Annotated in this window: 13 protein-coding genes and 1 pseudogene; 7 read left to right on the top strand and 7 right to left on the bottom strand. The window is 60.8% G+C overall.

Features of this window, described 5'->3' with window-relative positions; translation table 11 throughout:
- Nucleotides 1–184: 184 nt before the first annotated feature.
- Nucleotides 185–448 (top strand): DUF6124 family protein, encoded by a 264-nt coding sequence (locus ELQ88_RS28080; RefSeq protein WP_138968957.1) that lies wholly within the window; start codon nucleotides 185–187, stop codon nucleotides 446–448.
- A gap of 224 nt (nucleotides 449–672) precedes the next feature.
- On the opposite strand, the gene ELQ88_RS28075 is transcribed toward ELQ88_RS28080, so the two are convergent.
- The 3 genes from ELQ88_RS28075 to ELQ88_RS28065 all read right to left on the bottom strand — a co-directional run bounded on the left by ELQ88_RS28075 (nucleotide 673) and on the right by ELQ88_RS28065 (nucleotide 2,455).
- The gene (locus ELQ88_RS28075) at nucleotides 673–1,269 is read right to left on the bottom strand and encodes a Fe-Mn family superoxide dismutase (protein WP_138968956.1); all 597 of its coding nucleotides are present in this window, start codon (nucleotides 1,267–1,269) and stop codon (nucleotides 673–675) included.
- A 176-nt stretch (nucleotides 1,270–1,445) separates the two neighbouring features.
- Nucleotides 1,446–2,048: a LysE/ArgO family amino acid transporter gene (locus ELQ88_RS28070; RefSeq protein WP_128870032.1), complete on the bottom strand. Its 603-nt coding sequence runs from the start codon at nucleotides 2,046–2,048 to the stop codon at nucleotides 1,446–1,448.
- Nucleotides 2,049–2,053: 5 nt separating this feature from the next.
- Nucleotides 2,054–2,455, bottom strand: coding sequence for an ACT domain-containing protein (locus ELQ88_RS28065; RefSeq protein WP_128870031.1), 402 nt, complete (start codon nucleotides 2,453–2,455; stop codon nucleotides 2,054–2,056).
- Between the two features lie 95 nt (nucleotides 2,456–2,550).
- Here ELQ88_RS28065 and ELQ88_RS28060 point away from each other — a divergent pair, with 95 nt between their 5' ends.
- The 3 genes from ELQ88_RS28060 (at nucleotide 2,551) to ELQ88_RS28050 (ending at nucleotide 5,471) form a co-directional block, all read left to right on the top strand.
- On the top strand, nucleotides 2,551–3,444 hold the full coding sequence (locus tag ELQ88_RS28060) for a LysR family transcriptional regulator ArgP (protein WP_138968955.1): 894 nt from the start codon (nucleotides 2,551–2,553) through the stop codon (nucleotides 3,442–3,444).
- A gap of 54 nt (nucleotides 3,445–3,498) precedes the next feature.
- The gene (locus ELQ88_RS28055; RefSeq protein WP_138968954.1) at nucleotides 3,499–4,491 is read left to right on the top strand and encodes an NAD(P)-dependent oxidoreductase; all 993 of its coding nucleotides are present in this window, start codon (nucleotides 3,499–3,501) and stop codon (nucleotides 4,489–4,491) included.
- Between the two features lie 107 nt (nucleotides 4,492–4,598).
- A complete protein-coding gene (locus ELQ88_RS28050) occupies nucleotides 4,599–5,471 on the top strand; it encodes an ATPase (protein ID WP_138968953.1) in 873 nt (290 codons plus the stop codon).
- Between the two features lie 172 nt (nucleotides 5,472–5,643).
- Here ELQ88_RS28050 and ELQ88_RS28045 read toward each other — a convergent pair whose 3' ends face one another.
- Nucleotides 5,644–7,161: an MDR family MFS transporter gene (locus ELQ88_RS28045; protein WP_138968952.1), complete on the bottom strand. Its 1,518-nt coding sequence runs from the start codon at nucleotides 7,159–7,161 to the stop codon at nucleotides 5,644–5,646.
- A 321-nt stretch (nucleotides 7,162–7,482) separates the two neighbouring features.
- Here ELQ88_RS28045 and ELQ88_RS28040 point away from each other — a divergent pair, with 321 nt between their 5' ends.
- Nucleotides 7,483–8,379 carry a helix-turn-helix domain-containing protein gene (locus tag ELQ88_RS28040; protein ID WP_138968951.1) on the top strand — a complete coding sequence of 299 codons (897 nt, stop codon included), beginning with the start codon at nucleotides 7,483–7,485 and terminating at the stop codon, nucleotides 8,377–8,379.
- A gap of 9 nt (nucleotides 8,380–8,388) precedes the next feature.
- Here the strand turns inward: ELQ88_RS28040 and ELQ88_RS34385 are convergent, their stop codons facing one another.
- Entirely contained in the window at nucleotides 8,389–8,565 is a 177-nt protein-coding gene (locus ELQ88_RS34385) for a hypothetical protein (protein WP_178084714.1), read from the bottom strand.
- A 119-nt stretch (nucleotides 8,566–8,684) separates the two neighbouring features.
- Here ELQ88_RS34385 and ELQ88_RS34860 point away from each other — a divergent pair.
- A pseudogene (locus tag ELQ88_RS34860) lies at nucleotides 8,685–8,774 on the top strand (metal ABC transporter ATP-binding protein); the annotation flags it as partial.
- A gap of 10 nt (nucleotides 8,775–8,784) precedes the next feature.
- On the opposite strand, the gene ELQ88_RS28035 reads toward ELQ88_RS34860, so the two are convergent.
- Nucleotides 8,785–9,690, bottom strand: coding sequence for a LysR family transcriptional regulator (locus ELQ88_RS28035; protein WP_138968950.1), 906 nt, complete (start codon nucleotides 9,688–9,690; stop codon nucleotides 8,785–8,787).
- A 117-nt stretch (nucleotides 9,691–9,807) separates the two neighbouring features.
- On the opposite strand from ELQ88_RS28035, the gene ELQ88_RS28030 reads away from it, so the two are divergent.
- Nucleotides 9,808–10,689: an MBL fold metallo-hydrolase gene (locus tag ELQ88_RS28030; protein WP_138968949.1), complete on the top strand. Its 882-nt coding sequence runs from the start codon at nucleotides 9,808–9,810 to the stop codon at nucleotides 10,687–10,689.
- Nucleotides 10,690–10,744: 55 nt separating this feature from the next.
- On the opposite strand, the gene ELQ88_RS28025 is transcribed toward ELQ88_RS28030, so the two are convergent.
- Entirely contained in the window at nucleotides 10,745–11,626 is an 882-nt protein-coding gene (locus ELQ88_RS28025) for a LysR substrate-binding domain-containing protein (protein ID WP_138968948.1), read from the bottom strand.
- Between the last annotated feature and the right edge of the window lie 56 nt (nucleotides 11,627–11,682).

The raw sequence follows: 11,682 nt of genomic DNA, 5'->3' as shown, positions 1-11,682 counted from the left end.
CCAGTAACCGCATAATCGCCGCCAGCTTATCCGCTGGCCGTCAATGCGTTATGGCGGCTGTGTGCGGGCAGACTTCGGTCTGGCCGGGTGTCCATAACCGGTTTTCTCACCTCGCACATAGCTGCCACCACTTCGCCGTGTGAGAAACGGCAATGGGTGGCACCACTGCAAAAGGATTGTTTTAATGGACAAATTAATTCCCGATCCCCCCTTCGAAACCACCAAACCCTACAGCCCCAACACCCTCTTCATGATCGTCCCCGACACGGATACCGAATCCCTCCTCGCCCACGCCTGCGAATCATTAGCTTCTGCCAACGTCATCACCAGTGATTTCGCCACCTACCTGACCGGTCCCCAACGCAGCACTGCGCTGGCCATCGCACAGATCGTCATGCTGGCGGAACTGGCGGTGAACCGTGCGCTGGACAACATCGATCCGCAGTAGTCCGCAGGCTAACCGCATTATCGTTCCTCGCCGGCTTGCCGGTGAAGGCGGCCCGAAAGCCGACCTGGATTTTACGGATTAACCCAGACCCTGTAGGAGCTGGCTTGCCAGCGAAGGCGGTGTCTCTGATCCACCGCGTCGTCTGGTTCGCCAGCAAGCCGGCTCCTACAAGTGGGCACAAAAAAACCCGGCTAAAAAGCCGGGTTTTCTGACTGGCATCGATCTTAAGCGGTGAAGGTTTTGCCTTCAAACTGCTCAGCCACGAACTTCCAGTTGACCAGGTTCCAGAACGCCTCTACATACTTCGGACGCAGGTTGCGGTAGTCGATGTAGTAGGCGTGTTCCCAGACGTCGCAGGTCAGCAGCGGGGTGTCACCGCTGGTCAGCGGGTTGCCGGCGCCGATGGTGCTGGCCAGGCCCAGGGAACCGTCAGCTTTTTTCACCAGCCAGCCCCAACCGGAACCGAAGGTACCGATGGACGTCTTGCTGAACTCTTCCTTGAACTTGTCGAACGAACCGAAGGAAGCGTTGATCGCCTCAGCCAGTGCACCGCTTGGCTGACCGCCGGCGTTTGGCGCCAGGCAGTTCCAGTAGAAGGTGTGGTTCCAGACCTGAGCGGCGTTGTTGAAGATACCGCCCGAGGAAGTCTTGACGATTTCTTCCAGGGTCTTGCCTTCGAACTCGGTGCCTGGCACCAGGTTGTTCAGGTTCACGACATAGGTGTTGTGGTGCTTGTCGTGGTGATATTCCAGGGTTTCCTTGGAAATATGCGGCTGCAGGGCATCGTGTGCGTACGGCAGCGGCGGCAATTCGAAAGCCATGATGATTCTCCTAATCAGGTCAGTTGCGGTGAGCGCAAGGCCGATCACGGGCGGCCAAACTAGCGCCGGGGAGTTTGTACTCTTTGCGGCGCAGGGTTCGGATCATAGCACCGGGGGTGCGGCATAACCACGCAACAACTGTGTGGAATAGAGGTTCCAGAGCCTTTTGGAATAAATCAACCGGCGCTGATTAACTGGAACGCTACGGTGAACATCATCCCGGCCACCAGCAGGTCTAGAATTCGCCAGGTGCTCGGCCGCGCCAACCACGGTGCCAGCCATGCAGCGCCCAGCGCCAAGGTGAAAAACCACAGCAACGACGCACTTGCCGCCCCCACCACATAAGCGCCGGGTTCCGTTTGCTGGGCACCGAGGGAGCCGATCAGCAACACGGTATCCAGATAGACATGCGGGTTGAGCAGGGTCACGGCCAGAGCGCTGAGCATGACGGCCCGAAGCGAGCGGACGGTCTGGTTTTCGCCTTGTTGCAGACTCTGTTTCGAGCAGGCCCGACGCAGCGCCAGGCTGCCGTACCACAGCAGAAACGCCGCGCCTCCCCAACGGGCGAAAGCCAGCAGGGTCGGGTTCTGCGCCAGCACCGTCGCCAGGCCGAATACCCCGGCCGCCACCAGCAACGCATCGCACGTCACGCAGAGCGCCGCCACCGGCAGGTGATGTTCGCGCCGCAGGCTCTGGGCCAGTACAAAGGCGTTCTGGGTGCCGATCGCCATGATCAGCCCAGCGGCCACCAACAGGCCGTTCACATAGCTTTGCCACATAAGGTTTACTCCGCGTTGGCTGCCAGGTCCTGCAGCACCTGCATGGCCCGCTCGGCATCGGCCAGGCCGACGAACAGGTGATCGTGGTAGTAGCCGGCGACCACGTTGCAGCTGATCCCGGCCTGGCCCAATGCGCTGGCGAACGCGGCGGTCAGGCCGACGGCTGCGAGGGCCGAGTGCACGTTCAGGGTGATCCAGGCCGCGAGGTAGTCGAAACTGAAACCGGCCTTTTCGGCGTGGGCGCGTTCGAGAATCACGGTCAGCCCTTCCTGTTCGCGAAAACTGCCGACGATCTCCAGGCCAGCAGGCAGGTTGCCGTCGCGCAGGGTGCAGAACACGTATTCGCCGACGTTGAGTTGCGGGCTCATGCTGCGCAGCAGGGTTGCCAATGATGTTTCGCCAGCCATGTCGATGGTCCTTGTTCAAAGTGCTTGCTGGCAATTCTGCGGTGCATCGTTGTATAAGAAAAACCAATATTGCTGATCGCTCATTAGGAAAACTGATGTTCGACTATAAATTGCTTTCTGCCTTGGCCGCGGTGGTCGAGCAGGCCGGATTCGAACGCGCGGCGCAGGTGCTGGGGTTGTCCCAATCGGCGATCTCCCAGCGCATCAAGTTGTTGGAGGCGCGGGTTGGCCAGCCGGTGTTGGTGCGGGTGACGCCACCGGCGCCGACGGACATTGGCCGGCGGCTGCTCAACCATGTGCAGCAAGTGCGTTTGCTTGAGCGCGATCTGCAGACCCTGGTACCGGCCCTGGACGAAGAAGGGTTGCCGGAACGCCTGCGCATCGCCCTGAATGCCGACAGCCTGGCCACCTGGTGGGCGGTGGCGGTGGGCGACTTCTGTGCCGAGCATCATTTGTTGCTGGACCTGGTGGTCGAAGACCAGACCGTTGGCCTCAAGCGCATGCGCGCAGGCGAGGTGGCAGCCTGCGTCTGCGCCAGCGAGCGCCCGGTGGCTGGCGCGCGCAGTGTGTTGCTGGGGGCGATGCGTTACCGCGCGCTGGCCAGCCCGGCCTTTATTGCCCGGCATTTTCCCGACGGTGTGCGGGCCGATCAGTTGGCCCGAACCCCGGCGCTGGTATTTGGCCCCGATGACTTCCTGCAGCATCGCTATCTGGCTTCTCTGGGCGTGGACGGCGGTTTCGAACACCATTTATGTCCATCGTCCGAAGGCTTTATCCGCCTCACTGAGGCGGGTCTGGGTTGGGGGCTGGTGCCGGAGCTGCAGGTGCGCGATCAATTGGAACGAGGCGTGCTGCGCGAGCTGTTGCCAGATAAGCCGATCGATGTACCGCTGTACTGGCATCATTGGCGCAATGGCGGTCAGCTGTTGGGCCTGCTCACCGATCAATTGGTGCGCTCATCGACGCAATGGCTGGTGCCGTTGGACTGACGGCCAGCGTCAAGACCTCACGCACTACGCAAAACGAAATATTCGGAGCAATTCATGAAGATTCTGGTTACCGGCGCCAGCGGTTTCATTGGCGGGCGCTTTGCGCGTTTTGCCTTGGAACAGGGCCTGGACGTGCGGGTCAACGGTCGCCGGGCCGAGAGTGTCGAGCATTTGGTGCGCCGTGGCGCCGAGTTCATTCAGGGCGACCTGAGTGACCCGCAACTGGCGCGTGATCTGTGCCGGGACGTCGAAGCGGTGGTCCATTGCGCTGGCGCTGTCGGGTTGTGGGGACGCTACCAGGACTTCCATCTAGGCAACGTCCAGGTCACCGAAAACGTGGTCGAAGCCTGCCTGAAACAGCGGGTGCGGCGACTGGTGCACTTGTCGTCGCCATCGATCTATTTCGATGGCCGCGACCATCTGGGACTGACCGAAGAACAGGTGCCCAAGCGCTTCAGGCATCCCTACGCGGCGACCAAATACCTGGCCGAGCAAAAGGTCTTCGGTGCCCAGGAGTTCGGCCTCGAAACCCTGGCCTTGCGCCCGCGCTTTGTGACGGGTGCCGGCGACATGAGCATTTTCCCACGGTTGCTGAACATGCAACGCAAAGGTCGCCTGGCAATCATCGGCAACGGTTTGAACAAGGTGGATTTCACCAGCGTGCAGAACCTGAATGAAGCGTTGCTCAGCAGCCTGCTGGCGACGGGCTCAGCCTTGGGCAAGGCCTACAACATCAGCAACGGCGCGCCGGTGCCGTTGTGGGATGTGGTCAATTATGTGATGCGCAAGATGGACGTGCCACAGGTCACCCGCTACCGTTCCTTCGGGCTGGCCTACACCGTGGCGGCGCTCAACGAAGGGGTGTGCAAACTGTGGCCGGGCCGTCCCGAGCCAACACTGTCGCGACTGGGCATGCAGGTCATGAACAAAAATTTCACCCTGGACATCAGCCGGGCGCGGCACTATCTGGATTACGATCCAAAGGTCAGTCTGTGGACAGCACTGGATGAATTCTGTGGCTGGTGGAAGGCTCAGGACCTCCACTGAAATAGCCGGTAATGAACCGAGTCCGGGGGTTCAGGGTCAATCGGTGCGGCAGTGGGGGTTATACTCGCCGCATCAAGCCATCACCGCGTTCCACAAAGGTTGACTCAATGTCCATGCGTAACGATGCCAACGACGACTTCGACGATGTACCGAGCCTGCGAGCCGACAACCTCGACGACGATGATTTTGTGCCCACCACTCGCACCTCGGTGCGTTCGCGCACGACGCCGGTGGTCAAGGTCAAAGGTCCTAGCACCGGCCCGTTGTGGGCGCTGGTCGGCGCCTTGTTCTTTGCGTTCGCCGGCCTTGCCTGGTGGAGCTTTCAGCAAATCTCGCTGATGGAACAGCAACTGGTGGCGACTCAGGAAAGCTTCGCCCGTATCAGCGAGGACGCGGCGGGGCGCCTGCAGGACATTTCCGGCAAGGTGGTCGCCAGCCAGACCAACGTCAGCAGCGACAGCGAAGCCCTGAAACTGCAGATCAAACAGCTGGAAAGCAAGCTTCAGGATCAGGGCAAGCAGCAGCAAGGTGTCGTCGGCCAGACCTCCGAGCTGGACAAGCGCCTGGCGCAGATGACTGCGCAAACCTCCGAGCTGGATAAGCGACTGGCGCAGTTGACCGCCCAGAACACCGAACATCAGAGCGCCAACACGCAATTGCAGGCGCAGGTCAAAGCGCTGGACAGTGAATTGGCCGCGCTGAAAAGTGCTTCGGCTGACACCAGCAAGTTTGACGCTCAGCTGAAAAGCCTCGGCGCCGACATTGTCGCGCTGAAAAAGCAAGGCAACCCGAGCGCCGCCATCGATCGCCTGGAGCAAGACATGCTTATCCTCAAGAGCCAGCAGGACAATCGTCCGAGCGCGGCCCAAGGCGCCACCACCGCCGAATTCGACGCCTTCCGTGGCCAGGTCACGCGCAACATCAACACCCTGCAGGCGCAGATTCAGACGCTGGCGCAGCAGCTGCGCGCCCGGCAGTAGGAGCGAGGCTTGCCCGCGAACCAGGCGCCGCGGTATCTCTGTAATACGCGTCATCGTTCTTCGCCGGCAAGCCTGGCTCCTACGGGCGAACCAGGCGCCGCGGTGTATCTGCTGCACCGCGTCATCGTTCTTCGCCGGCAAGCCTGGCTCCTACAGGCGAACCAGGCTCCATCTACCGAACCTTATCCCCCCGCCCCCGCAACACCCTGTTCGGCATGGCAATCGCCGCGGCCAGCCCCAGCAGCGACACCGCCGCACTGACCATCAGCAAATGCCGGAAAGTCAGCAGCAACTCCGCCCGCAAGGCATTCTGCGCATCCCCCGGTGCAGCGTTCAAACCGTCCAGCAAGACATTCCCCGAACTGCCCTCGGCGACTATTGACGAGCCTGCGAGGTGGGCGAAACCCGAATCCTGCAACAGCGCCAGCAACAGTGCCGACATCAACGCCACACCCACGGCGCCGCCCAGCGAGCGGAACAGGTTGGTGGTGCTGGTGGCCACTCCGATGTCGCGCTGATCCACCGCGTTTTGCGTCCCCACCAACGACGTCGGGAACTGCATGCCGGAGGCGATACCGCAGAGCAACATGAACAGGCTGCTCCACAAAAAGGCCTGGGGCGGACTGAATGCCATGCCCAGGATCGAAACCGGCATGAGCAGGGCTCCCGTCAGGATCATCGGTTTGTAACGTCCGGTCACCGAGGTTCGGCGCCCGGCGAAATACGCCCCGATCGGCAAGCCTATGGCCAATGGCAGCAGGTGCAGTGCGGCGCTGTCGGCCCCGGCCCCGGTGACGCTTTGAAAGCGCAGTGGCATCAGCACAATCAGCGAGATCGCCTGGAAACTGGTGAAGAAAATCGTGCACCAGCACAGGATCGCATTGCGGTTGGCGAACAGGTGCATCGGCAGCAACGGCTCCCGCGCCCGACGCTCTTGCCAGACAAACAACCCCAGGACCACGACCGAGCAGGCGAGCAGGCCCATTACTTCGGCACTGCGCCAGGCATGGCCCTGGCCGACCTCGGTGATGCCCAGCAACAAGGCGGTCAAACCGATGATCATCAATAACGTGCCGAAGTAATCGATGATCGGTTTGCGCTGCGGCACCGGCAGCCCCACCAATGTGTGATTGGCCACCAGCCACGCGCCCAGGCCCAGCGGCAGATTGATCAGAAACACCCAGCGCCAGGACAGGTATTCGGTCAGGTAGCCACCGAGCACCGGACCGGCGACGCTGGCCACCGCGTACATACTGCTGAAGTAGCCCTGATAGCGTCCGCGTTCCCGGGGTGGAACGATATCGCCGATGATTGCCTGGCTGACCGAAATCATCCCGCCCGCACCGATGCCCTGAACAATCCGCGCCAGCACCAGATGCTCCATGTTCTGGGCCAGGCCGCAAAACAGCGAAGCCAGCGTGAACAAGCCCATGCCGAACAGCATCAATTTGCGGCGGCCGTACAGATCGCCCAATTTGCCGTAGATCGGCACTGCAACGGTCATCGCCACCATGTAGCCGGAAATGACCCAGGCCAACAGGCTGACGTCCTTGAATTGCGCGGAGATGGCTGGCATTGAAACGGCGACGATGGTCTGGTCCAGCGCGCCGAGAAATATGGCCAGCATCAGGGCGATCAACACGCTGCGAATGGCCGGCTTGGGCGTATCAGGCTGGTTGAGGTTGGTCACGGTAGAACCTGCGGGCAGTGATTGACACCCGCCAGGCGCAAGGCGAGCGGGCAAGTGCTCGCCAGTGTAAGTCGGTAGTAGGCTATTCGATAGCCTCATACGGAAGTCCGCGGTCATTTTCTGCGATGGTTGTTCGAGCTGCTGCCGAGTCGACGCAATACTGGAGTGCCGACTCGACGATGTGCTGATAATTTATGGGTCGAGTGCTTGCATTTTTCACTTGCGGGTCCGTCAATTGAAGGTGAAAACTGAGCCCGAACCTGTACATTCTGCCAATCGGTGCGATTATCGCCCGCCACCCCTGAGGCCTGGATTGAAGTGATGAACAAGCCTGACCTGCCTTCGATTCCAGTGTTCAAGCTCTACGGTGAAAGCCTGGACTGGCCGACCCCGGACTTGCTGCACTGTGAAACCATTTCCAAGCGCAGCCGCGAACACCAATGGGAAATCAAACCCCACCGTCACGCCGATTTATGCCAGTTGCTCTTCGTATTCAAAGGTCAGGCCGAGCTTGAAATCGAAGGCAAACGTACGCAACTGACTGAACCGGCGATCCAGGTCCTGCCACCGCTGTCGGTGCACGGCTTTCGCTTTTCCGAGGACGTCGAAGGGTTTGTCGTCACCCTCGCCGCACCGCTGGTCGCCCATCTGCAGGCGCAACTGGGCAATGCGGTCAACGCCCTGGCCCAGGCGGAAAGTTATCCGGCGGGCAAGGACGGCGAGTACCTCAACAGCCTGTTTGCCGCGCTGCAGAACGAGTACACCGGCCATCAACCGGCACGCGAGATGCTCATGCATTCGCTGGTCAGCGTGATCATGGTGTGGGTGAGCCGTCAGGTGCTTGAGCGCCGCTGCGCCAGCCAGCGTCCGCAGCGAGCCCGGGAATACCTCAACGGTTTTATTCAGTTGGTGGAAGAAACCTACCGCCAGCACGTCAAGGTCGAGGACCTGGCGCATCGCCTGGGGATTTCCGTGTCCCACCTCAACGGCACGTGCCGTGAGCTGGCGGGGCAACCGGCGTTGCAGATCATGCACGAACGTCAATTGCTGGAGGCCAAGCGCTTGCTGACCTACACCAGCATGACCATTTATGAAATGTCCGACGTATTGGGGTTTTCCGATCCGACCAACTTCACGCGCCTGTTCCGCCGCCGGCTGGGAATCTCGCCCAAGGCGTTTCGCGACCGCTTGAAGGCCGATCAGGGCAACGGGACCTGATCCCCTTCGTCAGCGGAGGGCGTTGAGGGTCGCGTTGTGGGGCATGCAGCGCTCGAAGTTGCAGCTCGCGGCTTCACGGGGCAGTTGGCGCAACTGCTCGACGCGCCAGGCCGCCGTGCCGTACAGCGCAAGCGTGGCTGCGCAGGTAATGAAAATGGCGAGGTACCTTCTTGTTCTGATGTTCATGGCGCTGACCTCTGAACGAATACCCTTGGGTATTACTTTGAGCATAGGTCAGTGCCAGTGAGTTGCCACCAAAGCGGCATTTGCATGTAACCCGGTATTCAGCACGCTGATGTCCCCTTGTGGGAGCGGGCTTGCTCGCGAAAGCGGTGGGTCAGTCGCCATCATTGTTGAATGATCGACCGCTTTCGCGAGCAAGCCCGCTCCCACAATTTGATCTGGTTACAGGCCGATATCCCACGCAGGCTCTTCCGGAAATCTGAGGACCAGAAAATCCAGCATGCTGCGCAGTGTCGCCGGCATGTGTTTGCGTGAGGTGTACACCGCGTAAACATTCATCTGCCGGGGTTCGGCGTGGGGCAGCAGGCGGATCAGTTCGCCGCTGTGGATATGCACGCCGGCCTGATAACTGGGGAGCATCGCCACCCCGGCACCGGCCATCGCCGCGCGCAACAGGGTACTGGCTTCGTTGGCGCTGATGTTGCCCTGTACCGGCACTGAAACCTGCTCACCGTCCTCCTCGAAATGCCAGAGGCTTTTGCCGAAGTAGGAGTGGGTCAGGCAATTGTGCTGGCTCAGATCCTCGACCCGCAGCGGCGTCGGGTATTCGAGCAGATAAGCGGGGGAGGCGCAGATCACGGAGCGGCAGACCGTCAGGCGCCGCGCGATCAGGTTCGGGTCCAGGTCGTTGCTGGTGCGAATCGCCAAATCAATGCGCTCATCCACCAGGTTCACCGTGCGGTCGAGCATCTGCATGTCGATGCTGACGCCGGGGTAACGTTTGACGTAAGCGGCCATGGCATCCGCCAGTTGTGCCTGACCAAATGAAGTGCTGACGCTGATCCGCAGCAGGCCGCGCGGTGCATCGTCCGGTTCGCTGACGGCGGCTTGCATGTCCGTGGACAGGTCGAGCATTTGCCGACAACGGGGCAGGATTTCACTGCCGGCGGCGGTCAGGCTCAACTTGCGCGTGGTGCGGTGCATCAGGCGTGCGCCGACCCAATCCTCCAGCTGCGCCAGATAGCGCGAAACCACCGGCCGTGACAGGTCCAGGTGATCGGCGGCGGCTGACTGGCTGCCGAGGTCGACCACCGTGACGAAGACCCGCATTGCTTGTAGACGATCCATGATTTGCCCGCTTTCAGAAACAAACTATGTTCCAGCATCGCATTTTTTGTACTGAGTCATGCAACTAAGCTCTGTCCCCTGTAGGCGCTGCGACGCCATCCAATAACGGAGCAACAGATGATCGGTTTCACCTCTCTCAAGCGCATTTTGCTGGCCACCGCCACCCTCGGATTCGCCGCCCACGCTGCGGCAGCGTCGACCCTGACCCTGGACGTTTACAACCCCGGCGACAAGGCGATCTTCCCGGTGACCTCGGTGTTGGTCAGCGGCGAGAAAGACGCGATTTTGGTGGATGCCCAATTTGGCAAATCCCAGGCCGAGCAAGTGGTCGAAAAGATCCGCGCCAGCGGCAAGCAACTGACCACCATCTACATCAGCCACGGTGACCCGGATTACTACTTCGGCCTCGACACCCTGACCGCCGCATTCCCCAACGCCAAAGTGCTCGCCTCGCAGCCGACCGTGGACCACATCCAGAAAACCGTAGACGGCAAGCTGGCGTTCTGGGGGCCGAAAATGGGCGCCGACGTACCGGCCAAAACCATCGTGCCGCAGGTACTCAAAGGCGACAGCCTGATGCTCGAAGGGCAGAAATTGCAGGTGGTGGGGCTTGAGGGCAAGCAGCCGGATCGCACTTTTGTCTGGATTCCGTCGATCAAGGCTGTGGTCGGTGGCGTGGTCGTCGCGCAAAACATCCACGTGTGGATGGCCGACACCCAGACGCCGCAGTCCCACGCCGATTGGCTGACCACGCTGCACGCCATCGAAACCCTGAAGCCGAAAACCATTGTGCCGGGTCATTACCTCGGTGAAAGCGCCCGCTCCCTGGCCGCCGTGAAGTTCACCGCCGATTACATCAAGGCCTTCGACGAAGAAACCGCCAAGGCAAAGGATGCTGCCGAGCTGATCGGCGCGATGAAAAAACGCTACCCGAAGCTGGGTGAAGAAAGCTCGCTTGAACTGAGCGCCAAAGTCGCCAAGGGCGAGATGAAGTGGTAACCCGCCGTACCTGATCGTTCCCACGCAGAACGTGGGAACGATCAGGTACCCGGCATCACCGCGCCTGAGCCTGTTCCACTAACCACCCCATCAACTCACGCAACTTCGGCGAAGGCCCGGGTTTTTCCGGGAAAACCAGGTAATACGCCAACCCCGTCTTGACCTTCAATTCAAACGGCATGACCAGCCGCCCGGCACTCAAGTCATCGCCAATCAACGACCAATCCCCGATCGCCACGCCTGTCCCCTGGGACGCCATCGACATCGCCAGGTCCAGCGTTTCGAAATGCTGACCCTTGCCGACATTGCTCAAGCGAACATCCGCAGTGGCCAGCCAGGCTTTCCAATCCCGTTCATCCCGGGTCGGGTGCAGCAGCATGTGCTGCTCCAGATCCTCCGGCGTCATCAGCGGCACCGGACCTTCGAGCAACGGCTTGGAGCAGACCGGCGTCAGTTGTTCGTCAAACAGCCGATGGGACGCCAGTGAGGTGTCCGGTGGCACGCCGTACACCACGGCCGCATCGAACTGTTCGCGATGAAAATCCACCCCATGCTTGACCGTGGTGGTCAGTTCTACCGGCACATCCGGACGTTCCCGTTGCCACTGCAACAACCGCGGCAACAACCAGCGCATGACACAGGTCGGGGCCTTGAGTTGCAAGGTTTCGCGCTTCTCTCCGATCTGCTCCACCGCCTCGTCGATCAAGCCGAAAATCTGCTGGACCCGTGGCAGCCACTCCCGTCCTTCGGCCGTGAGATCGAGGCCCCTGGCCTGGCGAACGAACAGTTCATATCCCAGATGATCTTCCAGCCCGGCGATCTGCCGACTCACCGCGCCTTGGGTGATGTACAGCTGCTCGGCGGCCCGGGTGAAGTTGCAGCACTGCGCGGTGATCAGGAAAGTGTGCAGCGCCGGCAGGGGAGGCAATCGTTTCATTGGGATCCAAGGTATGACGTGAGGTCATGGCTAGTATGACTTTTTATCCATTGTTG

Origin of the sequence: Pseudomonas sp. MPC6, from assembly GCF_006094435.1 — a bacterium.
Taxonomy (GTDB): domain Bacteria; phylum Pseudomonadota; class Gammaproteobacteria; order Pseudomonadales; family Pseudomonadaceae; genus Aquipseudomonas.
The sequence above is the reverse complement of the archived record's forward strand: the minus strand, read 5'-3'. Positions and strand labels throughout refer to the sequence as shown.

Excerpts from the sequence above, each read along its gene's own strand:
- ELQ88_RS28080 (WP_138968957.1), top strand. The coding sequence starts at position 185 with ATGGACAAATTAATTCCCGATCCCCCCTTCGAAACCACCAAACCCTAC.
- ELQ88_RS28075 (WP_138968956.1), bottom strand. The coding sequence starts at position 1,269 with ATGGCTTTCGAATTGCCGCCGCTGCCGTACGCACACGATGCCCTGCAG.
- ELQ88_RS28070 (WP_128870032.1), bottom strand. The coding sequence starts at position 2,048 with ATGTGGCAAAGCTATGTGAACGGCCTGTTGGTGGCCGCTGGGCTGATC.
- ELQ88_RS28065 (WP_128870031.1), bottom strand. The coding sequence starts at position 2,455 with ATGGCTGGCGAAACATCATTGGCAACCCTGCTGCGCAGCATGAGCCCG.
- ELQ88_RS28060 (WP_138968955.1), top strand. The coding sequence starts at position 2,551 with ATGTTCGACTATAAATTGCTTTCTGCCTTGGCCGCGGTGGTCGAGCAG.
- ELQ88_RS28055 (WP_138968954.1), top strand. The coding sequence starts at position 3,499 with ATGAAGATTCTGGTTACCGGCGCCAGCGGTTTCATTGGCGGGCGCTTT.
- ELQ88_RS28050 (WP_138968953.1), top strand. The coding sequence starts at position 4,599 with ATGTCCATGCGTAACGATGCCAACGACGACTTCGACGATGTACCGAGC.
- ELQ88_RS28040 (WP_138968951.1), top strand. The coding sequence starts at position 7,483 with ATGAACAAGCCTGACCTGCCTTCGATTCCAGTGTTCAAGCTCTACGGT.
- ELQ88_RS34385 (WP_178084714.1), bottom strand. The coding sequence starts at position 8,565 with ATGAACATCAGAACAAGAAGGTACCTCGCCATTTTCATTACCTGCGCA.
- ELQ88_RS28035 (WP_138968950.1), bottom strand. The coding sequence starts at position 9,690 with ATGGATCGTCTACAAGCAATGCGGGTCTTCGTCACGGTGGTCGACCTC.
- ELQ88_RS28030 (WP_138968949.1), top strand. The coding sequence starts at position 9,808 with ATGATCGGTTTCACCTCTCTCAAGCGCATTTTGCTGGCCACCGCCACC.
- ELQ88_RS28025 (WP_138968948.1), bottom strand. The coding sequence starts at position 11,626 with ATGAAACGATTGCCTCCCCTGCCGGCGCTGCACACTTTCCTGATCACC.